The 24,329-nt window shown below is 72.5% G+C and carries 25 protein-coding genes, 3 tRNA genes and 1 pseudogene; 17 read left to right on the top strand and 12 right to left on the bottom strand.

Features of this window, described 5'->3' with window-relative positions; translation table 11 throughout:
* Window positions 1-68: 68 nt before the first annotated feature.
* Entirely contained in the window at window positions 69-992 is a 924-nt protein-coding gene (gene opcA / locus ACZ51S_RS10840) for a glucose-6-phosphate dehydrogenase assembly protein OpcA (RefSeq protein WP_468801578.1), read from the bottom strand.
* 96 nt (window positions 993-1,088) lie between these two features.
* Complete coding sequence (locus tag ACZ51S_RS10835) at window positions 1,089-2,750, bottom strand: helicase HerA-like domain-containing protein (RefSeq protein WP_468960521.1); 1,662 nt, start codon at window positions 2,748-2,750, stop codon at window positions 1,089-1,091.
* An 88-nt stretch (window positions 2,751-2,838) separates the two neighbouring features.
* Here ACZ51S_RS10835 and ACZ51S_RS10830 point away from each other — a divergent pair, with 88 nt between their 5' ends.
* Both ACZ51S_RS10830 and ACZ51S_RS10825 read left to right on the top strand, forming a co-directional pair.
* Window positions 2,839-3,135: a type II toxin-antitoxin system VapB family antitoxin gene (locus tag ACZ51S_RS10830; RefSeq protein ID WP_008740979.1), complete on the top strand. Its 297-nt coding sequence runs from the start codon at window positions 2,839-2,841 to the stop codon at window positions 3,133-3,135.
* 80 nt (window positions 3,136-3,215) lie between these two features.
* Window positions 3,216-3,899 (top strand): LytR C-terminal domain-containing protein, encoded by a 684-nt coding sequence (locus ACZ51S_RS10825; RefSeq protein WP_468475232.1) that lies wholly within the window; start codon window positions 3,216-3,218, stop codon window positions 3,897-3,899.
* A gap of 22 nt (window positions 3,900-3,921) precedes the next feature.
* Here the strand turns inward: ACZ51S_RS10825 and upp are convergent, their stop codons facing one another.
* Window positions 3,922-4,557, bottom strand: a complete 636-nt coding sequence (upp, locus tag ACZ51S_RS10820) for a uracil phosphoribosyltransferase (protein WP_388932471.1) — start codon at window positions 4,555-4,557, stop codon at window positions 3,922-3,924.
* Between the two features lie 182 nt (window positions 4,558-4,739).
* Between upp and ACZ51S_RS10815 the strand changes: the two genes are divergently transcribed.
* The 12 genes and pseudogenes from ACZ51S_RS10815 to ACZ51S_RS10760 all read left to right on the top strand — a co-directional run.
* On the top strand, window positions 4,740-5,702 hold the full coding sequence (locus ACZ51S_RS10815) for a universal stress protein (protein WP_468475231.1): 963 nt from the start codon (window positions 4,740-4,742) through the stop codon (window positions 5,700-5,702).
* 148 nt (window positions 5,703-5,850) lie between these two features.
* Window positions 5,851-6,051 (top strand): hypothetical protein, encoded by a 201-nt coding sequence (locus ACZ51S_RS10810; RefSeq protein WP_468960519.1) that lies wholly within the window; start codon window positions 5,851-5,853, stop codon window positions 6,049-6,051.
* A gap of 253 nt (window positions 6,052-6,304) precedes the next feature.
* Window positions 6,305-6,853 (top strand): tRNA adenosine deaminase-associated protein, encoded by a 549-nt coding sequence (locus tag ACZ51S_RS10805; protein WP_468475259.1) that lies wholly within the window; start codon window positions 6,305-6,307, stop codon window positions 6,851-6,853.
* 62 nt (window positions 6,854-6,915) lie between these two features.
* On the top strand, window positions 6,916-7,344 hold the full coding sequence (gene tadA / locus ACZ51S_RS10800) for a tRNA adenosine(34) deaminase TadA (RefSeq protein WP_388933680.1): 429 nt from the start codon (window positions 6,916-6,918) through the stop codon (window positions 7,342-7,344).
* A 59-nt stretch (window positions 7,345-7,403) separates the two neighbouring features.
* Window positions 7,404-7,488, top strand: a tRNA-Ser gene (locus tag ACZ51S_RS10795).
* 83 nt (window positions 7,489-7,571) lie between these two features.
* The gene (locus ACZ51S_RS10790) at window positions 7,572-7,865 is read left to right on the top strand and encodes a hypothetical protein (protein ID WP_388932477.1); all 294 of its coding nucleotides are present in this window, start codon (window positions 7,572-7,574) and stop codon (window positions 7,863-7,865) included.
* 394 nt (window positions 7,866-8,259) lie between these two features.
* The gene (locus ACZ51S_RS10785; protein WP_164720920.1) at window positions 8,260-8,421 is read left to right on the top strand and encodes a hypothetical protein; all 162 of its coding nucleotides are present in this window, start codon (window positions 8,260-8,262) and stop codon (window positions 8,419-8,421) included.
* Window positions 8,422-8,845: 424 nt separating this feature from the next.
* Window positions 8,846-9,658: an RNA polymerase sigma factor SigF gene (locus ACZ51S_RS10780; RefSeq protein WP_468960577.1), complete on the top strand. Its 813-nt coding sequence runs from the start codon at window positions 8,846-8,848 to the stop codon at window positions 9,656-9,658.
* Window positions 9,659-9,887: 229 nt separating this feature from the next.
* Complete coding sequence (locus tag ACZ51S_RS10775) at window positions 9,888-10,727, top strand: RNA polymerase sigma factor SigF (protein ID WP_388932479.1); 840 nt, start codon at window positions 9,888-9,890, stop codon at window positions 10,725-10,727.
* 50 nt (window positions 10,728-10,777) lie between these two features.
* Complete coding sequence (locus ACZ51S_RS10770; protein WP_468960517.1) at window positions 10,778-11,593, top strand: hypothetical protein; 816 nt, start codon at window positions 10,778-10,780, stop codon at window positions 11,591-11,593.
* A gap of 170 nt (window positions 11,594-11,763) precedes the next feature.
* The gene (locus ACZ51S_RS10765) at window positions 11,764-12,195 is read left to right on the top strand and encodes a MarR family winged helix-turn-helix transcriptional regulator (RefSeq protein ID WP_388932483.1); all 432 of its coding nucleotides are present in this window, start codon (window positions 11,764-11,766) and stop codon (window positions 12,193-12,195) included.
* Between the two features lie 82 nt (window positions 12,196-12,277).
* Window positions 12,278-13,861, top strand: a pseudogene (locus ACZ51S_RS10760) (MDR family MFS transporter); the annotation flags it as partial.
* Between the two features lie 100 nt (window positions 13,862-13,961).
* On the opposite strand, the gene ACZ51S_RS10755 reads toward ACZ51S_RS10760, so the two are convergent.
* The 9 genes from ACZ51S_RS10755 to ACZ51S_RS10715 all read right to left on the bottom strand — a co-directional run bounded on the left by ACZ51S_RS10755 (window position 13,962) and on the right by ACZ51S_RS10715 (window position 19,773).
* Entirely contained in the window at window positions 13,962-14,609 is a 648-nt protein-coding gene (locus ACZ51S_RS10755) for a TetR/AcrR family transcriptional regulator (RefSeq protein ID WP_468475228.1), read from the bottom strand.
* Window positions 14,610-14,787: 178 nt separating this feature from the next.
* Window positions 14,788-15,555, bottom strand: a complete 768-nt coding sequence (locus ACZ51S_RS10750) for a response regulator transcription factor (protein ID WP_468475227.1) — start codon at window positions 15,553-15,555, stop codon at window positions 14,788-14,790.
* Window positions 15,556-15,627: 72 nt separating this feature from the next.
* Complete coding sequence (locus ACZ51S_RS10745; RefSeq protein ID WP_468960514.1) at window positions 15,628-16,509, bottom strand: amidohydrolase family protein; 882 nt, start codon at window positions 16,507-16,509, stop codon at window positions 15,628-15,630.
* Complete coding sequence (locus ACZ51S_RS10740; RefSeq protein ID WP_468475225.1) at window positions 16,493-16,831, bottom strand: antibiotic biosynthesis monooxygenase family protein; 339 nt, start codon at window positions 16,829-16,831, stop codon at window positions 16,493-16,495. Before ACZ51S_RS10740 ends, ACZ51S_RS10745 begins: the two co-directional genes overlap by 17 nt.
* 157 nt (window positions 16,832-16,988) lie before the next feature.
* Window positions 16,989-17,879: a DUF2797 domain-containing protein gene (locus tag ACZ51S_RS10735; RefSeq protein WP_468801563.1), complete on the bottom strand. Its 891-nt coding sequence runs from the start codon at window positions 17,877-17,879 to the stop codon at window positions 16,989-16,991.
* On the bottom strand, window positions 17,876-18,310 hold the full coding sequence (locus tag ACZ51S_RS10730; RefSeq protein WP_468475223.1) for an Lrp/AsnC family transcriptional regulator: 435 nt from the start codon (window positions 18,308-18,310) through the stop codon (window positions 17,876-17,878). The genes ACZ51S_RS10735 and ACZ51S_RS10730 overlap by 4 nt, the downstream gene beginning before the upstream one ends.
* A 397-nt stretch (window positions 18,311-18,707) precedes the next feature.
* Window positions 18,708-19,073, bottom strand: a complete 366-nt coding sequence (locus ACZ51S_RS10725; protein WP_468475222.1) for a PH domain-containing protein — start codon at window positions 19,071-19,073, stop codon at window positions 18,708-18,710.
* 179 nt (window positions 19,074-19,252) lie between these two features.
* Window positions 19,253-19,325, bottom strand: a tRNA-Arg gene (locus tag ACZ51S_RS10720).
* Window positions 19,326-19,682: 357 nt separating this feature from the next.
* Window positions 19,683-19,773, bottom strand: a tRNA-Ser gene (locus ACZ51S_RS10715).
* Window positions 19,774-19,950: 177 nt separating this feature from the next.
* Between ACZ51S_RS10715 and ACZ51S_RS10710 the strand changes: the two genes are divergently transcribed.
* The 3 genes from ACZ51S_RS10710 (at window position 19,951) to ACZ51S_RS10700 (ending at window position 24,316) form a co-directional block, all read left to right on the top strand.
* Window positions 19,951-20,373, top strand: a complete 423-nt coding sequence (locus ACZ51S_RS10710) for an SSI family serine proteinase inhibitor (RefSeq protein WP_468801560.1) — start codon at window positions 19,951-19,953, stop codon at window positions 20,371-20,373.
* Window positions 20,374-20,492: 119 nt separating this feature from the next.
* Window positions 20,493-23,726, top strand: coding sequence for a response regulator (locus tag ACZ51S_RS10705; RefSeq protein ID WP_468475220.1), 3,234 nt, complete (start codon window positions 20,493-20,495; stop codon window positions 23,724-23,726).
* Between the two features lie 14 nt (window positions 23,727-23,740).
* Window positions 23,741-24,316, top strand: a complete 576-nt coding sequence (locus ACZ51S_RS10700; RefSeq protein ID WP_468475219.1) for an antibiotic biosynthesis monooxygenase — start codon at window positions 23,741-23,743, stop codon at window positions 24,314-24,316.
* The last annotated feature ends 13 nt before the right edge of the window (window positions 24,317-24,329 follow it).

The following is a 24,329-nucleotide window of genomic DNA, read 5'->3' as shown; positions in this document are numbered from 1 at the left end:
AGCCGGGCCGAGACGGCCCCCGGGGACCCCGGCAACCCCATCGGCAGCCCGACCGCGTACGCCGGGCCCTACGCCGACCGCGCCGCCCGGGCGCGCAGCACCGAGGCGTAGACCTCGTCGGCGTCGAGCCGCCGCAGCTCCTCCGCGATCAGCTCGGCGGTGCTGCGGATCTTGAGCGCGACCTTGCGGTCGGGCCAGCCGGGCAGGACCAGGGTGGCCAGCGAGCCGGTGGGACGGTCCACGACCACCTCCCCGGCGGAGGTCTCCAGCCGGACCCGGGTGATGAGCGGCCCGGCCGTCGCCACCCGGGTCACCGGCACGCCCAGGCGGTCCTCCAGCCAGCGCGCCAGCAGCTCGGCGCTCGCGTTGTCGGCCTCGCTCTCCACCGTCGCGGCGGTCACCGGCAGCGGCCTCTGGTCGAACGCGCAGGCCAGCAGGGAGCGCCACGGCGTGAGCCGGGTCCAGGCCAGGTCGGTGTCGCCGGGGGCGTACGAGGCCGCGCGCGCGGCCAGCACGCCGACCGGGTCGGGCGCCGCCTGGGAGTCGGTGATCCGGCGCTGCGCCAGGACGCCCAGCTCGTCGCGGGCGGGATCGGCGGGGACGTCGGCCGGCCACCACGCCACCACCGGCGCGTCCGGTGCAAGCAGCGGGAGCACCACCGAGCCGGCCTGGGTGGTGAGGTCGCCGTGCAGGCGCAGCAGCACGATCTCCCCGGACCCGGCGTCCGATCCCACGCGCAGCTCGGCGTCGAGCCGGGTCCGGCGCCGGCGTTCCGGGCCGCGCGTGGTCCGCTTGATCACCGCGATGATCCGGCACGGGTGCTCGCGCGAGGCCTCGGATGCCGCGCGCAGCGCGTCGTAGGCGTTCTCCTCGTCGGTGACGATCACGAGGGTCAGTACCAGCCCCATGGTGTGGCTGCCCACGGCGCGGCGGGCGTCGAGGAGCGCCCGGCCGATCTTGCTGGACGTGGTGTCGGTGAGTTCGGTCCGCATGCCCCCGAGTCTGTCAGCGCCCCGCGCGGGGCCGGCAGCCGGTTCGCTCGATTCCGTCTGGAGGAGCCGCGCGGGGTGACCCGGGGTGACGCGGGCTCAGCGGCGCCGCCGCGCCGTTCCGAAGACCGACCGCGAGATCTCCCGTCCCAGCTGCGTCCCGATCGACCGCGCCAGGGAGCGGAACAGTCCGCTCCCCACGACCTGTTGGACCAGCGAGGGTTCCGCTTCCGGCGCGCCGCGTGCGGCCTTCCCCGTCTTCCCCTCCGCGGCCCGCTTCCGGGACTCCTCCGCCGCCGCGGCCGCCTCCGCCTCGGCCTCCGCGGCGGCCTGTTCGGCGGTGATCTTCTCGTACGCGGACTCGCGGTCGACCGGCTCGGCGTAACGCGCGTACAGCGGTGATGACGTGACGGCCCGTTCCAGGGCGTCGGCGCCGACCGGCGCCATCAGCGACTGCGGTGCGCGCAGCCGGGTGGCGGCCACCGGGGTGGGGGCGCCCGTCTCGCTGAGCACCGTGATGACGGCCTCGCCGGTGCCGAGCCCGGTGAGCGTCTCTTCCAGGTCGTACGCGGAGCGGGGGAAGGTCTTCACCGTGGCCCTGAGGGCCTTGGCGTCGTCCGGGGTGAAGGCGCGCAGGGCGTGCTGGACGCGGTTGCCGAGCTGGGCCAGCACGTCCGCCGGGACGTCCTTGGGGGTCTGGGTGACGAAGAAGACGCCGATTCCCTTGGAGCGGATCAGCCGGACGGTCTGGGTGACGGACTCCAGGAACGCCTTCGAGGCCCCGTTGAAGAGCAGGTGCGCCTCGTCGAAGAAGAAGACCAGTCTGGGCTTCTCCAGATCTCCGACTTCGGGCAGCCCGCCATAGAGATCGGCGAGCAGCCACATAAGAAATGTAGAGAAAAGCTGTGGTTTGTCCTGAACTGCCGGGAGTTCCAGTACGGAGACCACTCCGCGCCCGTCGGCGGCGGTCCGGAGCAATTCGGCGGTGTCGAATTCGGGTTCGCCGAAGAATTCCGTCGCGCCCTGCTGCTCGAATGCGGTCAGGGCGCGCAGGATCACTCCGGCGGTGACCGTGGAGAGTCCGCCGATTCCCTTGAGCTCGGACTTCCCCTTGTCGGAGACGAGGAAGGCGACCACCGCCCGGAGGTCCTTGAGGTCGATCAGCTCCAGGCCCTTGGAGTCGGCGCAGTGGAAGATCAGGCCGAGGGACTGCTCCTGCGTCCGGTTCAGCTGGAGCACCTTGGACATCAGCACCGGCCCGAAGGCCGTCACGGTCGCGCGGACCGGGATGCCGGGGCCGATCCCGCCCAGGGAGTAGAACTCGCCGGGGCAGCCGGCCGCCTTCCACTCCTGCCCGACCTGCGCGGCCCGCGCCGCGGTCCTCCCGTCCGCCGGGCCGGGCGCGGTGATGCCGGAGACGTCGCCCTTGATGTCGGCCAGGAAGACGGGCACCCCGTGGGCGGACAGCTGCTCGGCGATCAGCTGGAGCGTCTTGGTCTTGCCGGTGCCGGTGGCTCCCGCCACGAGCCCGTGCCGGTTGAGCATCGACAGCGGGATCCGGATCTGCCGCTCGGGCAGGCACGTCCCGTCCCAGAGCAGGGCACCCAGGTCGAGCGCGGGGCCCGTGAAGGCGTACCCGGCGGCGATCTCGGCGGCGGCCCGGCCGGACGTCCCGGCCGCGCGGGGCGGTGCGGCCGCGCCGGCTTCCCCGGCCGGACCGGGCGGGTCCGCCGGATCGGGTGAGTCGGTGCCCTGGCTCATACATCCCTCCCGGAATAGCCCTGTCTGCCACTTTTGCACCGACCGGGCGAGGCTGCGCCCGGAGGCACCGGCCCGGTAGGCTTTCCGTGTGATCTTCAAGCGCATCGGAAGCGGGCGGCCGTACCCCGACCACGGCAGGGAAACCACCCGGCAGTGGGCGGACGTCGCCCCGCGCCCGGTCCGGCTCGACCAGCTCGTGACCACCAAGGGACAGCTGGACCTCGAGACCCTGCTCGCCGAGGACTCCACCTTCTACGGGGACCTCTTCGCCCACGTCGTGAAGTGGCAGGGCGACCTCTACCTGGAGGACGGGCTGCACCGCGCCGTGCGCGCGGCCCTCCAGCAGCGCCAGGTCCTGCACGCACGCGTCCTCGAGATGGACTGATTGCGCCTTTCGGGTCGCCCTCACCCGATCAACTCATCATTTAGTAGGCATCATTCCGGTACGGCACTACGCTGCCGCTCATGAGCATGCTCACTCCCCCCGGCATGGGCGGAAAGTACCGCGTCACGGGAGCTGCCTACCCCCGTATGAGCCGTCCCAGGCGGCGCCGGAAGATCGTCCTCGCCCTGCTGGGATGCGTCGTGGCCCTGGCCCTCCTCGGCTACGGAGCGCTGCAGCTCATCGACGTGTTCGGCGGCGACGACAGCGGCGAGCGGAATATGGCGGCGGCCCGCAAGGACTGCCCGACGGCCTCCGCCAAGCCCGCGGGCGCCGTGAAACCGGCCACCGCGCCCGACGCGGGCCCCGCCGCCTCCAAGGCCCCCGCGGTCGCCCTCCCGCAGCCCGGCCAGATCACCGTCAACGTCTACAACGCGACCCCGCGCTCGGGCCTGGCCAAGGCGGTCGGCGACGAGCTGAAGAAGCGCGGCTTCACCGTCGGCCACGTCGGCAACGCCCCCGCCGACTTCGACAAGAAGGTCCAGGGAACCGGGATACTGCTCGGCTCTCCACGCACCGACAAGGCGGCCTACTCCGTCCTCGGCACCCAGCTCACCGGGCTCACCACCCAGACCGACACCCGTGAGGGCGCGGACATCGACCTGATCCTCGGCGACGCCTTCAAGGAGCTCAGCACGAAGGAGGACGCGGACAAGGCGCTGGCCGTCCTGGCCAACCCCGCGCCCACGCCCTCCGCGCGGTGCTGATCCCCCTCCGGGGGAAGGACTGCTACTCGGCCGAGCCGTACATGCGGTCGCCCGCGTCGCCCAGGCCCGGCACGATGTAGCCGTGCTCGTTGAGCCGCTCGTCCACGGCGGCCGTCACCACGGTCACCGGCGTGCCCGCGAGCTCGCGTTCCATGATCTCGACGCCCTCGGGCGCGGCCAGCAGCACCACGGCGGTCACGTCGTCGGCGCCGCGCTTGATGAGTTCACGGATCGCGGCGACCAGCGTGCCGCCGGTGGCCAGCATCGGGTCGACGACGTACACCTGGCGGCCGGAGAGGTCCTCGGGCATGCGCGTCGCGTACGTGGAGGCCTCCAGGGTCTCCTCGTTGCGGACCATGCCCAGGAAGCCCACCTCGGCGGTCGGCAGCAGCCGCACCATGCCGTCCAGCATGCCGAGGCCGGCGCGCAGGATCGGGACGACCAGCGGACGCGGGTGCGACAGCTTGACGCCGGTGGTCGGGCCGACCGGGGTCTCGATGTCGGACTGCTCGGTGCGCACGTCGCGGGTGGCCTCGTACGCGAGGAGGGTCACCAGCTCGTCGGCGAGCCGCCGGAACGTGGGGGAGTCGGTGCGCTTGTCGCGCAGCGTGGTGAGTTTGTGCGCCACCAAGGGGTGATCGACGACCTGCAAACGCACAACATCCTCCAAGACTCAGCCGGGCTTCGATCTGCGATCCGCGAACTGCGAGACCCTGCTACCTGCGAAAACGGCCGCCTGTTCGCGACCCACTGGCAAAAGGCTACGCGCTGTGCGCACCGCTCCGCGTCCGCCGCGGGCCCCGGGATGCGGGGCGCCGCACCCCCCAGCACCCTGGACTCGTGAGCAACGGACTGGTCATCGCGGCCGTCGACGGATCCGAGCACAGCCTGCGCGCCCTGGAATGGGCCCGCGCGGCGGCGCTGCGGCACGGCACCGGGCTGCTGGTCGCCCACGTGCTGCCCGACGTCACCCAGCTGTACGCCGGCCGCCGCTCGGCGCTGCACGACCCGAACCAGCCCGAGGAGCACGCCGACCCGGTGGCCGACCGCGTACGCGCCCTCTTGGAGGCCTCTCCCGAGCTGCCCCGCGAGGTCCGCTACGAATCCCTGGAGGGCTCGGTTCCGGCGGCCCTGCGGGTGATCAGCGCCGAGGACTCGCCCCGGATGCTGGTGATGGGCTCCAGGGGGCGCGGCGGGTTCGCCGCGCTGCTGCTCGGCTCGAACAGCAGGGCCGTGGCCACCACCGCGTCCTGCCCGGTGGTGGTGGTCCCGCACTCCGATCGTGACGCGGCGGCCCGTCCCGCCGGAGAGGCCGCGGAGCCCTCGGCCGGCAAGGTGGTGCTCGGGCTGCACGTCACCGAGACCCCCGAGTCGGTACTGGCCTTCGCCTTCGCGGAAGCCGCCGCACGGGCGACCACCGTCCAGGTGGTCTCCGCGTACGCCGTCCCGCCCGGCCCGACCAACCTGCTCGGCGCCCCCTTCGCGGTGGTCCCGCCCGAGGCGCTCGCCGACGCGGGGGACACGGTGCCGGCCGAACGGGAGACCCTGCGGGCCCAGACGCGGCGGCTGGAGCCGCTGCGGGCCAGGTACCCGGACGTCCCCGTCGAGCAGGCCACCGAGCCCGGCAACGCGGCCGGGCGGCTGGTGGAGGCGTCCCGGTCGGCCGCGCTGGTCGTGGTGGGCCGCCACCACCCGCGCGTACGGTCACTGCTGATCGGATCGGTGGCGCACGCGGTGCTCCAGCACGCGCACGGCCCCGTGGCCGTCGTCCCGACCCTGGCGGAGGAGGACGGCGGGCCCTGACCGCCGGCGCTGTCGCGGCCCGACCCCTGACCTGGGGTGATCTGCGCGAAGGTGGCATCAAACGAGCCGGCCGGGGGAAGGTGGGAACGCGGGGGGTCTGCTTCGCGACGGCGGAGGAGGACGACCGGACCAGCCTGGGGTGGTGCCGATGCCGGAGACGCAGCCCGACGACATTGACGTGAGAGAGGCCCACGAGACGCCGGAGACGGCGGCGCAGCGCAGGGCGCGACGCGCGCAGTTCCTGCGCGACCTGAACGAGGCCAGAGAGCTGCGCGACCGGGTCCAGCCCCGGCGCGCCCGTGCGGCCCGGATGCGGCAGCAGATGCGGATGCGGACCTTCCGCTGGTGAGCGGGGGCGCGGCCGGGCGCGTCGCGGCCCGTACCGGCGGCGCCCGCACCGGTCCCCGGACCGCCCCCGCGACCCGGCGTACGACCGGCGCCGCGACACGGCCGCCGTGCGGAAGACCTCTCGCAACGCCGCTGTTTCTGCCACGATGCCGATTGGGCGGGGTGCGGACGGCGGGCGTCACGGCCGTGCACACCCCAACCTCCGGCCGGGGGGACCTCCAACCGGCACGCCTATGACCAGTGGGAGAGTCACGGTGTACTTCGCCGCACTGCTCGCGCGCACCGAAGACGGGTGGGAAGCGAGCGACATGGAACTCGACGACGTCGAGTCCCTCAGTGATCTGATCGATCTCGCACGGTCCGCCGCTGTCGACGACGACACGGTGGTCGCCCTCATCGAGCAGGAGGACGCCTGGTTCGGCGTCATCCGCGTGGACGGAGAGGAGGACCCTCGGTACTTCGTCTCGAACGCCTCCGTGGCCGACCGCAGCTCCTACGGATCGATGCTGACGAAGGAACTGCTGGGCACCGACGAGGAGGACGAGGACCTCGACGAACTGGACCTGGACGGCACCGAGGACGGCGACGGCGAACCGGTCGCCGCCTACACGGACGAGACCGACGACGAGGACGACGAGCCGCGCTCCGGCTCCGAGCCCCTGCCCGCCGGCCCCCTCGGCGACCCCCGCCTGCTGGACGACCTCGGGGTCGGCCACAAGGAACTGCTGACCCTCGACGGAGACGCCCTCACGGAGATCGCCGACGCGCTCGGCGCCACCGAAGTACTGGAGGCCGTCCGCTAGTGATCTCCGAGCACGACATTCCGTACGGCCCCGATCCCGTACGGGATCCCTGGCGGGACTCCATGCGCCTGGCGCTGAAGGAGGCCGCCCTGGCGGTACCGGCCGGCGACGTGCCGGTCGGTGCCGTCGTGCTCGGTCCCGGCGGGGAGCTCCTCGCCACCGGGCACAACGAACGGGAGGCCGTCGCGGATCCCACGGCACACGCCGAAGTACTCGCGCTGCGCCGGGCGGCCGCCCGGCTCGGGGAGTGGCGGCTGACGGGATGCACGCTGGTCGTGACCCTGGAGCCGTGCGTGATGTGCGCGGGCGCGCTCGTCCAGTCCCGCGTGGCGCGTCTCGTCTACGGGGCGGGGGACGAGAAGGCGGGCGCGGCCGGGTCGCTCTGGGACCTCGTGCGCGACCGCAGGCTCAACCACCGCCCCGAGGTGATCCGCGGGGTGCTGGAGCAGGAGTGCGCGCGGCAGCTCACCGACTTCTTCCGGGAGCGGTGAGCAGCGCCACGTGCCGCGGATTTGCAAACCACTCCCCACCGTGGGCTAGGATCTCTCTCGGTAGTGTGTCCGAGTGGCCGAAGGAGCTCGCCTCGAAAGCGAGTATGGGGCAACCCATCGGGGGTTCAAATCCCTCCACTACCGCTCTTGAGAGCCCCGGTTCGTACGAACCGGGGCTCTCGTGCGTCCCCGCCGTGACCGGCCGTCCGCTCGGCCGTTGACACGGCATGACCAAGACCCAGCGCATGCTCGCCGCCTTCGCCCTCGCGGGGGCCGCCGCGGGCCTCGCCGCACCTGCCGCCTCCGCCGCGCCCGTGGGCGTGACCCCCCTGGCCCTCCCGGACCTCCCGGCCGCCGCCCCGGGCATGCCCGCCGGCGCGCAGCCCTCCGTACCCGAGATCGGCGCGAGGCTCAGCCAGGGGGCCAACCAGCTCAACCAGCTGGCCGACGTGCCCGACCAGCTCACCCCGGTGATCGCGCCCGTCGAGCCGGTCCTCGGTCTCCTGGGCGCCATCCAGTAACCCCGCCGCCGGCCCTCCTCCCCGTCCTTCCCCCGCCCCCCAGACGCGAAGAAGGCCCCGACCGGAGCCGGGACCTTCGACGGTGGGGACGGGGGAAGTGGCCATCGGGGGGACGAGCCACTTCCCCCGGTGAGGACGGACCTGCCAGTCCGAGCCGCGGTCAGGGGGAAGCCCGCGGCTCGGACCCCGCAGTGAGGTCCGGTCCCTCACCCACCGGTTTCCTGCCAGAACCGGTGGGCTCGCGTTCCATCCTGCTGCGCCCCCGACCCGGCGCTCAGCGGCAAAGGGCCCCAACCAGCGGGTCATTGGTCCTTAAAGGTCAGGTGAGTGACCAAACCTGACCGGTTAGACTCACCCGACTTTGCAGCGCCGGTTGGGGAGGCCGACACCGTTCATGGACACCAAGAAGCTCATCACGGGCGTCCTCACCGTGTTCGTCCTCTTCGTGATCATCACCCAGCCCAAGCGGGCGGCGGAGATGGTGGGAATAGGCTTCCAGGGCATATCGGATGCGGCCTCGGGCATCGGCGAGTTCATCACCGAACTGGTGAACTGAAACCGTACGCCGAAGCGATTTCCGGACTTCCAGGTCCCCCACTCCGACGGGTGGGGGACCTTTCGCGTTCGCGGCCGGGGGAGCCGGTAAAAAGAATACGCCTAAATGCCCAACTTGCCCTCAACACGGCTATATACGGTGCTTGCACATAGTGCACATCTCTTGTGATGCTATGACCGCTTTTGACCGATGAGTTGACCGAAGGGGTGGCGTGACCGTGCCGGCCAGTACTGCGCCTCAGGTGCCTCCCCAGCAAGAGCTCCGCCCGCACGAGCCGCGCCGCCAGGAGCCGCGACCGGCGGAGCCCCGTACGACGGAGCCGCGCACCGAGGCGCGTCCCGGGCCCGGGCCCCACGAGCCGCGCCCCGAGTCCCGCCCGCAGGAGTCACAGCAGCCCCCGGAGTCACAGGAGCCCCTCCAGGACGTGAACGACGCGCCCGAGGAGCCGCCGCAGGCTCCCCCGAGACCCCAGGGCCGGGGCGCCGACACCCGGGCCCTGACCCAGGTGCTCTTCGGCCAGCTGAAGGGGCTGGAGCCGGGCACCAGCGAGCACCACCGGGTGCGCGGGGCCCTGATCGAGGCGAACCTCCCGCTCGTTCGGTACGCGGCCGCCCGCTTCCGCAGCCGCAACGAGCCGATGGAGGACGTCGTCCAGGTCGGCACCATCGGGCTGATCAACGCGATCGACCGGTTCGACCCCGAGCGCGGGGTCCAGTTCCCCACCTTCGCGATGCCGACGGTCGTCGGTGAGATCAAACGGTACTTTCGCGACAACGTTCGTACCGTCCACGTCCCGCGCCGCCTCCACGAGCTGTGGGTGCAGGTCAACGCCGCGACCGAGGACCTCACCACCCTCCACGGCCGCACCCCGACCACCGCCGAGATCGCCGAGCGGCTGCGCATCGGCGAGGACGAGGTGCTGTCCTGCATCGAGGCCGGGCGCAGCTACCACGCGACCTCCCTGGAGGCCGCCCAGGAGGGCGACGGCATGCCCGGTCTGCTCGACCGGCTCGGCTACGAGGACCCCGAGCTGGCCGGCGTCGAGCACCGCGATCTCGTGCGCCACCTGCTGGTCCAGCTGCCCGAGCGGGAGCAGCGGATCCTCCTGCTGCGCTACTACAACAACCTGACGCAGTCCCAGATCAGCGCGGAGCTGGGCGTCTCGCAGATGCACGTGTCGCGGCTGCTCGCCCGGAGCTTCGCCCGTCTGAGATCCGCAAACAGGATCGAGGCTTAACCGGAACGGGTGGAGCCGTTACCGCGTTTCCCTACAGAATCGGCTCATTCCGCTCGGTCGCCTGTCTGTCGCTGGAGATACTTGTCGACATGGCGCTACAGCGTGTTGCCGACATGTGACATTCTGCTGGAACCGCGTTTGCCGCAGCCCCGCCTCCGGTATTCAGGTGGAGGCTGCGTTCCTCCGACGGGCGCAGAGACGCGACCGTCCGCGACCTCAAGGGGGTGGCATGTCCGTAGAACAGGGCAGCTCCAAGGTGCTCACGCTCGACAAGCGTGAGCTGCCGGCAGTGGCCGACCGCTCGGAAGCCATCGACACCCGCACCCTCTCCCGCACCCTCTTCCAGCGACTCGCCGCCCTGGACGCGGACAGCCCCGAACGGGCGTACGTACGTGACACCCTGATCGAGCTGAACCTGCCGCTGGTGCGCTACGCGGCGGCCCGGTTCCGCAGCCGCAACGAGCCGATGGAGGACATCGTCCAGGTCGGCACCATCGGCCTGATCAAGGCGATCGACCGCTTCGACTGCGAGCGCGGCGTGGAGTTCCCGACGTTCGCGATGCCGACCGTCGTGGGCGAGATCAAACGATTCTTTCGGGACACCTCCTGGTCCGTCCGCGTCCCGCGCCGGCTCCAGGAACTGCGCCTCGCGCTGACCAAGGCGAGCGACGAACTGGCCCAGAAGCTGGACCGGTCCCCGACCGTTCCGGAGCTGGCGGCCGTGCTCGGCGTGTCCGAGGAGGAGGTCGTCGACGGCCTCGCCGTCGGCAACGCCTACACCGCCTCCTCGCTCGACTCGCCCTCCCCGGAGGACGAGGGCGGCGAGGGCTCCCTCGCGGACCGGCTCGGGTACGAGGACAGCGCTCTGGAGGGCGTCGAGTACCGCGAGTCGCTCAAGCCGCTGCTCGCCAAACTCCCGCCCCGGGAACGGCAGATCATCATGCTGCGCTTCTTCGCGAACATGACGCAGTCGCAGATCGGCGAGGAGGTCGGCATCTCCCAGATGCACGTCTCCCGGCTGCTCACCCGGACGCTCGCCCAGCTGCGGACCGGCCTGATCGGGGACTGAGCCAGGAGCGCGGGGTTCACATTTGACATGGCGTCAGGAACACTGGCGCGATGCGAACGGGATCCCGCGCTGCGCTCGCCCTCGCCCTCTGCTGCACGGCCTCCGTCGCCCTCACCGGCTGCGGCCGGGACCGGGACGGCCACGTCGTCGTGGGCGCGGTCGCCGCGGGCCCCGAGCGGGGCGCGGGAGAGAACGTGCCGCCCGGGGGCCGGGTGGAGTTCCAGCCGCTGGCATCCGCCGGATCGGCCGCCTCCGCCGAAGCCCCCGTTTCTACGCCGCCCGGCGCGCCCGGGTCCCCGCCCGCCGGCGGCTCCGCCCGGGGCGGAGGGACGGCCGGCGCTCCGGGCGGCTCCGCGCCCGTCGGCGGCCCCCCGCCGGACCCGGGTTCCCCGGCCACCCCCGGCGGCACCGGGGGCGCGGGCACGGGCGACACCACCCCGGGCTCGCCCGCCCAGCCGACCCCGCCCGCCCAGCCGGCCCCGCCCGGCACGCCGAGCACGCCCGTACCTCCGGCACCGCCGGCCCCTCCGGCCCCGAAGCCGCCCGCCCCGCCGGCCACCCCGGCGCAGCTCACGCTCGGCGCCCCGGTCCGTACGGCGGCGTCCGACCGCTGGTGTGAACGCGTCACGGTGACCTTCACCAACACCGGCACCACGGCGGCCCGCTCCGGCACGGTCAGCTTCGCGACGCACGTCATCGGAGCCCTCGGCATCGACTGGGCCACGGTCACCACGACCCAGCCCCTGCCCGCCCCCCTCGCGGGCGGCGCCTCGAAGACGCAGCTCTACACGGTCTGCGTGGACGCCTGGCGGGTTCCGCTGGGCATGCGCGTCGAGACCCGGAAGGTCACCGCCACCTGGAGCTGACCCCGGCGGCGGAACCGGGCGCCGGCGGCCGCCCCGGCTGACCGGCGGAGGGCATGCCGGCCCGTCGGCGGTTTTCCGATTCCTTTACCGCCCCCACCCCGAAATCATTTGCCTGTAGCAACCATGCGGTTCTATGGTTGCCTTAAGCAACAAGATGGGGGTGGTTCCCGGTGTCCACACCGACGGCCCAGCACACCCGCTACGAGGAGCTGGCCCGCCAGCTCACCGGAATCGGCGCGGTCAAACGCGACCTGGCCCGGACGCTGCCCGCGCACTGCCCGCCCGGCTCCGCCACCGTCCTCACCATCCTCGACCGGCACGGCGAGATGCGGCTCAGCCGGCTCACCGAGTTCATGGGCGTCGACATCTCGGTCAGCAGCCGGCACGTCGCCCACGTGGCGCGGCACGGCTGGATCGAGCGCGAGACCGACCCCGGTGACGGCCGCTGCCGGATCCTGCGCCTCACCGGCGCGGGGCGCGCCGTGCTCTCCGAGCTCGGCGCCCGCTACACGGACGCGCTGGAGAGAGCCCTGGCCGACTGGGCGGCCGAGGACATCGACGTACTGAACACCCTGCTGGCCCGACTCCGATCGAGCTTCTAGGCAAAGGAAACACATGGCTACGACCACACCCGACGGTGTGCGGGGAGGCGGCCGGTCGGAGACCACGTCCGACGGCGCACCCATGACGCACCCGCAGATCATGAAGGCGCTGTCCGGGCTCATGCTCGGCATGTTCGTGGCGATCCTGTCCTCGACGATCGTCTCCAACGCCCTGCCCCAGATCATCAGCGACCTCGGCGGCACCCAGTCCTCCTACACCTGGGTCGTCACCGCCGCCCTGCTGTCGATGACGGCCGCCACCCCGCTGTGGGGCAAGCTGTCCGACCTGTTCAGCAAGAAGCTCCTCGTCCAGATATCCCTGGTGATCTACGTCCTCGGCTCGGTGATCGCCGGCATGTCCCAGAACACCGGCATGCTGATCGCCTGCCGCGTGGTCCAGGGCATCGGCGTCGGCGGCCTCTCCGCCCTCGCGCAGATCGTGATGGCCGCGATGATCTCCCCGCGCGAGCGCGGCCGCTACAGCGGCTACCTCGGCGCGGTCTTCGCCGTGGCCACCGTCGGCGGCCCGCTGCTGGGCGGCGTCATCACCGACACCGACTGGCTGGGCTGGCGCTGGTGCTTCTACGTCGGCGTGCCGTTCGCCGTGATCGCGCTGATCGTGCTCCAGAAGACCCTGCGGCTCCCGGTGGTCCGCCGCGACGTCAAGGTCGACTGGCTCGGCGCCTTCCTGATCAGCGGGGCCGTCTCGCTGCTGCTGATCTGGGTCACCCAGGCCGGGGACTCGTACGACTGGATCTCCTGGACCACCCTGGCGATGACCGGCGGCGCCGTGGTGCTCGGCCTGCTCTTCCTCCTGGTCGAGTCCCGCGCGAGCGACCCGGTCATCCCGCTGCGGCTGTTCCGCAACAAGACCATCAGCCTGGCCTCCGCCGCCTCGCTCTTCGTCGGCATCGCGATGTTCTCCGGCACGGTCTTCTTCAGCCAGTACTTCCAGCTGGCCCGGAACGAGTCCCCCACCATGTCCGGCGTCCTGACCATCCCGATGATCGGCGGCCTCTTCGTCTCCTCCACGGTCTCCGGCCAGGTCATCACCAAGACCGGCAAGTGGAAGGCCTGGCTGGTCTCCGGTGGCGTGCTGCTGACCGCCGGGCTCGGACTGCTCGGCAGCCTGCGCTACGACACCCCGTACTGGCAGATCGCGCTCTACATGGCGCTGACGGGGCTCGGCCTCGGCATGATGATGCAGAACCTGGTCCTCGCGACGCAGAACCAGGTGGCCCCCGAAGACCTCGGCGCCGCCAGCTCCGTCGTCACCTTCTTCCGCTCCCTCGGCGGCGCCGTGGGCGTCTCGGCGCTGGGCGCGGTCATGGCCAACCGGGTCACCCACTACGTGCAGGACGGGCTGGCCGCGCTCGGGCCGAAGGCGGCGGCCCTCGGGCACGGCGGCACCGCCGGGGGCGGGATCCCCGACCTCGACAAGCTGCCCGCGCCGTTCCGCACCGTCATCGAGTCCGCCTACGGGCACGGCGTCGGCGACGTCTTCCTGTACTCCGCCCCGACCGCGCTGCTCGCGCTGCTGCTGGTGCTGTTCATCAAGGAGGTCGCGCTGAAGTCGAAGCCGTCCCTGCACAGCCCGGCCGCCGAGGGCGGTACGGAGGCCGCCGCGGCGGGCGCCAGGAACTCCGCCGCGGACACCGCCCGGGCCGGCGCCTGAGCGGGAGGGCCCAGAGCTGGGGGAGCCCTGAGCTGGACCGGCCCTGAGCTGGAACGGCCCCGAGCGGCCCGGGCCGGGACCCCGACGGGGTTCAGGCCCGGGCCGCCGCCGTATGCGCGGCCTTGGCCTCGATGCCGGCGATCAGGACGTCGAGGGCGAGGGCGAACTCCGCCTCGGCCGCCCGCCGGACCGTGCCGCCGCAGCCGTTCAGGGCGCAGCCGCTCAGGAACTGGGAGACCGCCAGGTGCGCGCCGGTCCGGGCGGCGCCCACCAGGCCGGTGGCCTCCAGCAGCCGGTGCAGGGCGGCGTCGAAGGCCCGGGCGTGCGGGCCGATGTTCGGGTACGCGACGCTGAGCGGCGCCACCCACGGGTGTTCCGCCAGCAGCCGCCGGTAGCCGCGGGCGAGGGACCGCAGCCGGGTGGGCCAGCCGCCACGAGGGGGCGGTCCGGCGGGCAGCCGCTGCTGGCCCAGGGCGCTGTCCAGGGCCAGTTCGAGCAGGTCGTGCTTGGTGTCCACGTACCAGTACAGGGACATCGCGGTGACCCCCAGTTCGGCGGCCAGCCGGCGCATCGAGAACCGGCCGAGTCCCTCCGCGTCCAGCAGCCGCACGGTGGCGGTGGTGATCCGTTCCCGGTCCAGGCCCGAAGGCGCCTCGCTGCGCCGTCTGGTGGGGGCGGCGGGCCTGGCGGCCAGCCACACACTGGTCCTGGAATCGCCCGGATCGGCCTCGGTCACCATGGAGGCGCCCTCCTCACCACAAGGGGATCAGCCCGGAATGCCCGGTCCGCCCTCTTGATGCTAGGGGGTGACGCCTGGATGGGGGGAGGATCAGGACGGGCCGGCCACGGGGGCCGTGGGGTGGCGGAAGGGGCGGCCGGGGTGCACCGGGACAGGGGCGGGCGCCTGCGCGGGACCCCTACTCGGCCGGCTTGATCAGGTAGCCGGCTCCTCGCCGGGTATGGATCATCGGGGGCAGGCCGGTGCCGCCGTCCAGCTTCCGTCGCAGGTAGGAGACGTAGAGCTCCACCACGTTGGCCTGGCCGCCGAAGTCGTAGGACCACACCCGGTCCAGGATCTGCGCCTTGCTGAGCACCCGGCGCGGGTTGCGCATCAGGTAGCGCAGCAGCTCGAACTCGGTGGCGGTCAGACGGATCTCCCGGCCGCCCCGGACCACCTCGTGGCTGTCCTCGTCGAGACTCAGGTCGCCGACGGTCAGGACCGAACCGCCGCGCGCGGCCCGCGCCGCCCCGGAACGGCGCACCAGCGCGCGCAGCCGGGCCACGACCTCCTCCAGGCTGAACGGCTTGGTGACGTAGTCGTCGCCACCCGCCGTCAGGCCCGCGATGCGGTCCTCCACCGAGTCCTTGGCGGTCAGGAACAGCACCGGGACCTGAGGGAGTTCCCGGCGCAGCAGCCGCAGGACGGCCAGCCCGTCCATGTCCGGGAGCACCACGTCGAGGACCACCACGTCCGGGCGGAACTCCCGCGCCGCCCGCACCGCGCCGGCCCCGTCACCGGCGCCGCGGACCTCGCAGCCCTCGTAGCGCAGGGCCATCGAGAGCAGCTCGGAGGGGGACGCCTCGTCGTCGACGACGAGGACCCTGCAGGGTCCGCCGTCGGGCCGCAGCAGGGCCGTCGGAGTACCGGTGGACGTGGACGCGTGGGAAGTGGTCGTCGCGGTCATGACCCCACGCTGGCGGCCGCCCCTGAGAGCGTTCTTGCGCCTGTCTGTGAATCTCCTGAGAAAGGCCGGGGCTCAGGGAGTGAGGCCGAACAGACGGGCGCCGTTGTCGTGGCAGACCGCGCGCAGCCAGTCGTCGCCGAGGCCGAGCCGTTCCAGGGCCTCCAGCTGGTGCTCGTAGGGGTAGGGGATGTTCGGGAAGTCGGTGCCCAGCAGGATCCTGTCCCCGAGGTCGGCGAGCCGCCCGAGCTCCCCGGGCGGGAAGGCGCTGAGCCGCTCGGAGAAGTCCGTGAAGACCATCGTGGTGTCCAGGCGCACCTCCGGGTACCGCTCGGCCAGGTCGAGGAAGTCCGCGTACTCGGGCATCCCCATGTGGGCGACGATCAGCGGCAGCCGCGGGTGGCGGGCCAGCAGGCGGGCGATCGGCTCGGGTCCGGTGTGCTTGCCCGGGACCGGGCCCGAACCGCAGTGGACGACGGCCGGGATCCCCGCCTCCGCCAGCAGCCCCCAGACCGGTTCCAGCCGGCTGTCGTTGGGGTCGTAGCCGCCGACCTGGAGGTGCGCCTTGAAGACCCGCGCCCCGCCCGCCACGGCCTGCGCGGTGTACGCCGCCACGTCCTCCTCCGGGAAGAACGTCGCGGTGTGCAGGCAGTCGGGGGTGCGGGCGGCGAAGTCCGCGGCCCACGCGTTGAGCCAGGCGGCCATCGCCGGCTTGTGCGGGTAGAGCATGGAGGTGAAGGCACGGACTCCGAACTCCCGCAGCAGCGCCACCCGCTGCTCCTCCTCGTGGCGGTAGGTGATCGGCCACTCGACGCCGGTCAGCGGGCCGACCGCGTCGAAGTAGTCCCAGACCTTGTCCAGCACGCGCCCCGGCATGAAGTGCGTGTGGACGTCCACCAGGCCGGGCAGTCCGAGCCGCTCGCGGAAGGCGCGGACCGCGTCAGCCGTTGCGGGCAAAGCCGTGGCTCCGCTCGACGGTCGCGACGTGCAGGGTGTAGCTCTCGTACCAGTGGGCGCGGCCCTGCTTCATGGCCGCCTGGTGCTCCAGGTCCTCCCGCCAGGCGCCGAGGGACTCGTGGTCGCGGAAGTAGGCGACGGTGATGCCGAGGCCGCCGGGGGTGCGGGCGAACTCGTAGCCGAGGAAGCCGGGGTTCTCCCGGACGATCTCGTTCATCCGGACGTTGGTCTCCGGATAGCCGCTCTCGTCAGAGGTGCGGACATTGCTGAATACGGCCATTACGTACGGCGGTTCGAACGCCGGAACGGGCTGAATGCTCATGCCCACACCCTCGGCGGAAGACCCCTGGCGTGTCCACGAAAATCGGCCCCCGCGGGCCAAAGGGATCCAAGTTTTGACCTTGCTCCCCCGGGGTCGGTAGAGCCCGGGGTCGGAGCAGTCAGGGGCCAGAGCAGGCCCGGGTCAAAACAGTCCGGGGTCAGAACAGTCCGCCCTGTTCGGCCTCGGACGGCGCGGGCGCGACCACGGTGAGGGGTACGTCGGTCCGCGCCCCGTCCGGAGCGACGGAGAGCTCCCATCCGGCCAGCAGCCGGGTGTCCACCACGAGCCCGTCCGCGAAGTGCAGGTCCGGCCCGGCGGCTCCCGCCAGCCGCCCCACGACGGTGCCGCCGGGCACCAGCTCCGTGACCAGGCGGACCGGGACCGGCAGCCCCGCCAGCGCGAAGGCCCCGGCATGGTCGGTGATCTCGCGCCCCACCCGTTCCAGGGACTCCGGCCACCCGGGCAGCGCGGCGGCCCGCGCGTGCAGCTCGGCGACCTCCCGGGCCCGCTCGGGCTCCGGCGGCAGCTGCGCCCGTACGGCGCGCTTGCGCGCGTACGCGATCCGGTCGGGCACCCCCAGTGCGGCCCGCAGCAGCTCCTCGGTCCGGCGCGCCGCCATCAACGGCCCGCGCCCCAGCCAGGCCCAGGTCACCGCACCCTGCTCCAGCAGCCGCACCGGCCCGCGCTCCTCGGCGGTGATGCCGACCTTCACCATCCCGGGTCCGAACCAGGCCAGGTACACACGATAGGTGCGCGGATCGGCCGCGTTGGTGTCGGCGGCCACCGAGAAGGACCGGTCCAGCCGGGCGCACTCGGGGCACTGCGCACTCCCCGCGCGGCCCGGTACCGACCGCGTCGCGGGACACGGCGTGCGCTTCCCGGCCCGCCACACGCCCAGGCAGTGCCGCTCGCCGCGGGCGGTGAAGGCCAGCCGCTGCCCGGGGGCGAGCGGGCTGCCTCGCTCCCCGCGCCCGCACCACCCGATGGCGGGGCCCTTCGCACTCCACCGGATCCCGGTGCACGACCAGCTCCCGGCGGCGGCGGTCACAGGGGGAGCGGCCGCTCGAAGAAGGTCTCCAGGACCACCGTGGCCTGCGTGCCGCTGACCCCGTCGATGGCGTAGAGCCGCCGCAGGACGTCCTGGAGCTGCTCCGTGGTGGCCGTGCGCACCTTGACCAGCACCGAGGCGCTGCCCGCGATGATGTGCGCCTCCTGGATCTCGGGGATGGCGGCGAAGTCCTCCGCCGACTCGCCCATCCACGCGTTGGAGTCCACCATCACGTAGGCCAGCACGCCGCTGCCGACCGCGGCCGGGTCCACATCGACGGTGGTCCGCCGGATGACCCCGCGCTCGCGCAGTTTGCGTACCCGCTCATGGGTGGCCCCGGCCGAGAGGCCCACGGCCGCGCCCAGGGATGCGTAGGACTGGCCCGCGTCCTGCTGGAGGCGCAGGACGAGCGCCCGGTCGATGTCGTCCACGCCGTCTTCCTCCCATGGGCCGGCCGGCCCCTTGAGCCGCTTGAGCCCGTCGGCTCTCGCAAAGACGGTACCTGCTCCTGCAATCCCACCATCACACCGAACAGGATTCGGCGCTTCATCCATCTGGGGGAATCAGGCGGGACATTCCTGATCTCACTTCCCAGAGATACTGGACGAGCACTTCCGCACCCGCGGCGCCGCGCCAACGGCGACGCCCACCAGGAACGGCTCTACGACGACCGTCACCGCCGAGGGCCCGCACACCCCCGCCGGCCGCACGCCCACCCGACAGCGGCTCCGGATCCGCCGCTGCTCCGAGTCCGCCCACCCCTCGGGGCCGCCGCCGCTCCGGATCCGCCCGCCGCTCGGCCCGGACGAGCGTCCAGCCGATGTCCGGCTAGCGCGCGACGAACTGCGTCAGAATCGCCTGCATCTCGTAGATGTCGACGCCCTTGGTGAAGGTCTTCTCGATCGGCGCAGGGTTGCCGGATATCCAGATCTTCAGCTCGGCGTCGAGATCGAAATGCCCGGCGGTCTCCACCGAGAAGTGCGTGATGCTCCGGTACGGGATGGAGTGGTACTCCACCTTCTTGCCCGTCAGCCCCTGCTTGTCGACGAACACCAGCCGCCGGTCGGTGAACAGGATCGTGTCGCGCACCAGCAGGTACGCGGCGTAGACCTGCTCCCCGTGACCCAGCAGCCTCGCGTAGTCCCGCTGCGCCGACGACGGGTCGACGGTGTGCGCGTTCCCGAACATTCCCATGAGAGCCCCCCATCAAGGTTCGAACGATCTTCGAAAACCCTAGCGGGGCGGCCGCGTGGTCCACGTCCCCCTCAGGAGCCATCCCGCCCCTGAGTTCTTCCGGGGGACCCCTCCCTCTCCGGTACTGCCACCACACACGAAAGAGGCCCTCAGGACTTCTCCTGAGGGCCTCTCGGCTGTGCACTCGGCAGGATTCGAACCTGCAACCTTCTGATCCGTAGTCAGATGCTCTATCCGTTAAGCTACGAGTGCTTGGGCTTCCCGGGGTTTTTCGCCCCGTTGGCCTTGCGAGAACAACAATACATGGACCTCGCCGGGACGCGAAATCCATTAGTTACAGCGCCTCTGACCTGCGGAAACGCCCTGGAAGAAGATCGTCCGGGCGGATCCGCGACACCGCTCCGGGCCCGGCGGGCTACCCATGAGGGGCCGCCTCAAACCCTTCCAAGGCCTGAACGCACCGACACGGCTCACGCCGGCGCCCGACGCCCGGCGCGCCTCGGGCCGCCGTGACGAACACCGCCACCCGCCTCCCGGCGACTCCGGCGCGCACCGGTGCCCGAACGCACCGAAGCCCCGGTCCATCAGGACCGGGGCTTCGGTGAGGTGCGGAGGCGGAGGGATTTGAACCCTCGATGGGGTGTAAGCCCCAAACCGCATTAGCAGTGCGGCGCCATAGACCGGACTAGGCGACGCCTCCAGCACACCTTCGCGTACGAAGGTGCGTGCAGATGATGACACAGGCGCGGGGCCGGTCACCAATCCGCTCCCAACGGTACAAGGAGCCGGGGCCACAGGGCAAAGGCTTAAGCACGCAACGTCCGAGCCGGAATGTCGTTGGTGAGGCGTACGACGTACGGACGACCTGGAGTGCCCCATGCTGCGTCTCGCCGCCTTCGCCGTCACCTCCGCCCTGGCCGCCGCGGCTGCCGGACCGCTGCCGCCGCTGCCCCTGGGACGGCTGCTGGCCGCGCCCGACCGGCTGACCATCGAGATCTCCAAGAGCGGCAACCGCCTCGTCGACGGCACGCACCGGCTGGAGTGCCACCCCGCCGGCGGCGACCACCCCTTCGCCCAGGAGGCCTGCGCCCGTCTCGACGCCCTGTCCAAGCAGGGCAAGGACCCCTTCGCCGAGCCGGACTCCAGGAACTGCTCCTTCCAGTACGGCGGGTCGGCCGTCGCCCGCATCACCGGAACGTGGCGCGGCGAGAAGGTGGACAGCACCTTCCAGCGCAGGAACGGATGCGACATCGCCCGGTGGAAGAACCTGGAACCTGTGCTTCCGGGGGAGCATTCCTGACCTGGGACGATGCGGCGGATGCGCGCTTTCCCCCGCACATCCGCCACCTCACGGCAGGGCGGTGCCCTTAGACTCCTCCCGTGACATGCCGGTAGTCGTGGTCAGGGAGGAAGCTCGTCGTGAGCAGCAGGCCATCCCGAGGCGCTGCTCGCCTCGCAGCAATACTCGACGCGCTCCCGGACGCGCTGTTGCTCGTCAACGCCAACGGCACGGTCGTCAACGCCAATTCGATCGCCCTCGAGGTCATGGAGAGCCCCGGCACCGGGCTCGTCGGCCGAGGGGTGCTCGACCTCCTGCCGGAGTTCGACTCCAAGCAGATCCCCGGTTCGATGCGCCGCCCCGGCGACCGCGAAGAGGGCCGCTCCCGGCCGAAGCGGATGATCGCGCGCCGCACCGACGGCAGCGAGTTCCCCGTCGAGGTCACCAGCGCCCACCTCGACGGCCGTGACGCCTACCGCGAGCCCCAGCCCTACACCGGCGACGAACTGCTGATGCTCGTCGTCCGGGACCTCTCCGAGACCGTGGACACCGAGGCCGAGCTGGCCCGCTCGCAGCGGCAGACCGAGATGATCCTGCGCGCCGCCGCCGAGGGCGTCGTGGGTACGGACACCGAGGGCCGCGTCGTCCTCGTCAATCCGGCCGCCGCGCAGATCCTCGGCTACCGCGCCACCGACCTCGGCAACCGCGAACTGCACGGGCTGATCCAGCACTCGCGCGCCGACGGCTCGCCGTTCCCCTTCGACGAGTCACCGCTCGCCGACACCCTGCGCAGCGGGCGCAAGCACCGGGTCCGCGGCCAGGTGCTGTGGAACAAGGCCGGGCAGCCCGTCGCCGTCGACCTGACCACCTCGCCCGTACGGGACGGGGAGCTGCTCGTCGGCGCGGTGATGACCTTCACCGACCGCCGCCCGTACGACGCCCTCGCGGCACGCCACGCCCAGCTGCTGGCCGTCCTCAAGGACTCCCTGCGCGGTCCGCTGGAGGAACTGCGCGGGGAGCTGGCCACGCTGGCCGCCGACGACGGGGGACAGCTGTGGCCGGAGGCCAACCAGCTGCTGCACCATCTCGCCGCCGGCTACTCGCGCATGACCACGCTCGTGGACAACGTGCTCGAATACCAGCGCCTGGACGCGGGCGGCGACAAGCTCAAGAAGAAGAACGTCCTCATCAACACGGTCGTCGCGGCGGGCGTCGACGGCGCGGTCGAGCTGATCGGCCCCGGGCGGGCGCAGTTCGCCGTCCATGCCCCGACGATCGAGGCCGAGGTGGACGCGGAGCGGATCGCGGCCGCTCTCGCGCACCTGATCACGGACGTCGCCGGGGTGGACGCCACCGGCAAGACCGCCCAGGGCAACGGGTACGGCGACTCCACGATCGTGGTGGCCGCGGCCCAGCGGGGCGATGTCGTACGGATCGAGGTGCGCGGCCCCTACGAGGGCGGCAACCCGGTGCACGAGCCGATCGTGCGGGGCATCGTCACCGCGCACGGCGGGGTCCTGCAGACGGTCGAGGTGCCCGGCGCGCCCGGCGGGGCGTACGTGCTGGAGCTGCCGCTGGGTTCGGGCGCCGGGACGGTGACCCTGCCGGAGCCGGAACAGCAGCCCGCCCCGGAGCCCGAGGCCGCCCCCGCGACGGTCTCCGGCGGCCGGCGGGGCCGGCGCGGGGTCGACGCCTTCCTGGAGGACGAGGCCGCCGGGGCGAAGGCCGCCGCGGCACGCGAGGGCGGGAGCGCGCTCGCGCTGCCGTCGGGGCGTCGCCGGGTGGAGGGCGAAGCCCCCGCGCAGGGCGTCGTGTCCGGGCCGGCGGAACTGGCGCAGTCCCCGGTGAACCCGGCGGGGCTCGGTACCGGGCGCCGGCGCGGCCGCGACGGCGATGACGCCCCGCACGACCGGCCGGTGCCCCCGCAGGCCACCGCCATGCCCGCGCTGCCGCCCGTACCGACGGTGCCCCCGGTCCCGGTGACCGAACACCCGGCGGGCCGCCGCCGGGCGCTGGGGCCGGCCGGAGCGGCCGCACAGCCCGCGGGCCCCGTGCCGGCGGCCGGGATCCCGGCTCCCGCCGCGCCCCGCCCTGTCGCCCCCGAGGGTGGTTTCGCCCTGCCTGCCGGGCCCGCCCCGGGTTCCGCTTCCGCCGAGACCGACTCCGACGGAACGGGCGGGCGCCGTGGCCGGCGGGTACTCGGGGCACCTGCGGCCCCCGAGCCGCCGGAGCCGGCGACCGGTGCGGAGCCCGGACCTCCAACCGGGCGGCGACGTGCCCTGCCCTCGACCCCCGCCTGGCCGGTTCCCGCGGCCCGCACCGCTCCCGAGGACGGAGCAGCCCCCGGGCAGCCCTCGGTCCCCGGTGCCCGCCGGCCCGGCGAGGCTCCGGCGAACGGGGCGCAGCCGATCAGCGTGCGCGCTCTGGGCACCCTGGGCCAGGGCATCTCCGTGGACCCGGCCGCTGCGGGCGCGGAAGGTTCCGGTTCCGGCCGGCGCCGTCGTCTCGCCGAACCCGCGCCCCAGGGGCGGGCCTTCGCCATAGGGGCACCCGAGGCGGGCGCCGCCGAGGGTCCGGAACCGCTGGACGGCCCCGGGGGTGCGGTCGAGGTGGTCAACCGGCCCGTACCGCAGCCCGTGGACGACGAGCTGCCGCCGGAGCCGCTGGACAACCCGCGCCGGCTGCTGGTGTGGCCGGCGCCGGACGCGCAGACGCAGCAGGCGCTGAGCGAGCGCGGCTACCGCCCGGTGATCGTGCACTCGCGCGAGGAGGTGGACGCGCAGATCGCGGCGTTCCCCGCCGCGCTGTTCGTCGACCCGCTCACCGGGCCGATCACCCGGACCGCCCTGCAGTCCCTGCGCCAGGCCGCGGTGGCCGCCGAGGTGCCCGTACTGGTGACGGCCGGGCTGGGGCATGCCACCCGCGAGGCGGCGTACGGCGCCGATCCCGCTGTCCTCCTCAAGGCGCTCGCGGCGCGCGACAGCGAGCAGCACCCGTCCCGGGTCCTGCTGATCGAGGAGCACGACGAGATCGCCACCGCGCTGACCGCCGCGCTGGAGCGGCGCGGTCTCCAGGTCGCCAGGGCGGGCGCGGACACCGACGCCGTCGAGCTGGCGACCCGGATGCGGCCCAACCTGGTGGTCATGGACCTGATGCAGGTACGTCGCCGGCGGGCCGGGATCGTGGACTGGCTGCGCGGGCACGGGCTGCTGAACCGCACCCCGCTGGTCGTCTACACGACCGCCGGGATCGGTCCGGCCGACCTGCCACGGCTGGCCTCGGGTGAGAGCGTGCTGTTCCTCGCCGAGCGGGCCACCACCGCCGACGTGCAGGGCCGCATCGTGGACTTGCTGGCCAAGATCGGGACCAACTAGCGATCCTGGGGCCCATGGCCATCACCGACACGTCCGAGCGCCCCGTTCCCGCCGACAACGGGGAGGTCAACCTCCTCATCGCCCGGCAGGTGGAGCCCGGCCACGAGGAGACGTTCGAGGCCTGGGCCCACGGGATCCTGGAGACGGCCGCCGCGTTCCCCGGGCACCTCGGGTACGGGCTGTTCCGGCCCGCCACGGAGGGCGGGCCGTGGTTCCTGGTGCATCGCTTCCGCGACCAAGCGGCCTTCCAGCGCTGGCAGGACTCCTCCGAGCGGGCCCAGTGGTTCTCGAACTGCCTGGGGCACCACCACACCGAGATAGCCCGCCGTGAACTGCACGGCATGGAGACCTGGTTCGCCAAGCCGGGTACGACCCGGCCCGCGCCGCCGCGCTGGAAGATGGTGGTCAGCTCGGGGCTGGCCATCTTCCCGATCTCGCTGGCGGGCAACGCGCTGCTCGGGCCGTACCTGGTGGACCTGCACTTCGTGGTGCGGACGGCCGCCTTCGCGGTCGTCTTCAGCACCCTGATGACCTACGTGGCCATGCCCGCCGTCAGCCGGCTCCTGCGGGCATGGCTCACGCGCGGCTGATCCGGCAGGACCG

This window comes from Streptomyces sp. NPDC034043, from assembly GCF_055575675.1.
Note: the sequence above shows the minus strand (reverse complement) of the source record. Positions and strands in the feature narration are given on the sequence as shown.

What these genes read in the sequence shown, in the direction of transcription:
- ACZ51S_RS10770 (WP_468960517.1), top strand. Translation starts at nt 10,778, where the DNA reads ATGCGAACGGGATCCCGCGCTGCGCTCGCCCTCGCCCTCTGCTGCACG.
- opcA (WP_468801578.1), bottom strand. Translation starts at nt 992, where the DNA reads ATGCGGACCGAACTCACCGACACCACGTCCAGCAAGATCGGCCGGGCG.
- ACZ51S_RS10775 (WP_388932479.1), top strand. Translation starts at nt 9,888, where the DNA reads ATGTCCGTAGAACAGGGCAGCTCCAAGGTGCTCACGCTCGACAAGCGT.
- tadA (WP_388933680.1), top strand. Translation starts at nt 6,916, where the DNA reads ATGCGCCTGGCGCTGAAGGAGGCCGCCCTGGCGGTACCGGCCGGCGAC.
- ACZ51S_RS10755 (WP_468475228.1), bottom strand. Translation starts at nt 14,609, where the DNA reads ATGGTGACCGAGGCCGATCCGGGCGATTCCAGGACCAGTGTGTGGCTG.
- ACZ51S_RS10825 (WP_468475232.1), top strand. Translation starts at nt 3,216, where the DNA reads ATGAGCATGCTCACTCCCCCCGGCATGGGCGGAAAGTACCGCGTCACG.
- ACZ51S_RS10835 (WP_468960521.1), bottom strand. Translation starts at nt 2,750, where the DNA reads ATGAGCCAGGGCACCGACTCACCCGATCCGGCGGACCCGCCCGGTCCG.
- ACZ51S_RS10740 (WP_468475225.1), bottom strand. Translation starts at nt 16,831, where the DNA reads ATGAGCATTCAGCCCGTTCCGGCGTTCGAACCGCCGTACGTAATGGCC.
- ACZ51S_RS10750 (WP_468475227.1), bottom strand. Translation starts at nt 15,555, where the DNA reads ATGACCGCGACGACCACTTCCCACGCGTCCACGTCCACCGGTACTCCG.
- ACZ51S_RS10785 (WP_164720920.1), top strand. Translation starts at nt 8,260, where the DNA reads ATGGACACCAAGAAGCTCATCACGGGCGTCCTCACCGTGTTCGTCCTC.
- ACZ51S_RS10710 (WP_468801560.1), top strand. Translation starts at nt 19,951, where the DNA reads ATGCTGCGTCTCGCCGCCTTCGCCGTCACCTCCGCCCTGGCCGCCGCG.
- ACZ51S_RS10725 (WP_468475222.1), bottom strand. Translation starts at nt 19,073, where the DNA reads ATGGGAATGTTCGGGAACGCGCACACCGTCGACCCGTCGTCGGCGCAG.
- ACZ51S_RS10810 (WP_468960519.1), top strand. Translation starts at nt 5,851, where the DNA reads ATGCCGGAGACGCAGCCCGACGACATTGACGTGAGAGAGGCCCACGAG.
- ACZ51S_RS10790 (WP_388932477.1), top strand. Translation starts at nt 7,572, where the DNA reads ATGACCAAGACCCAGCGCATGCTCGCCGCCTTCGCCCTCGCGGGGGCC.
- ACZ51S_RS10700 (WP_468475219.1), top strand. Translation starts at nt 23,741, where the DNA reads ATGGCCATCACCGACACGTCCGAGCGCCCCGTTCCCGCCGACAACGGG.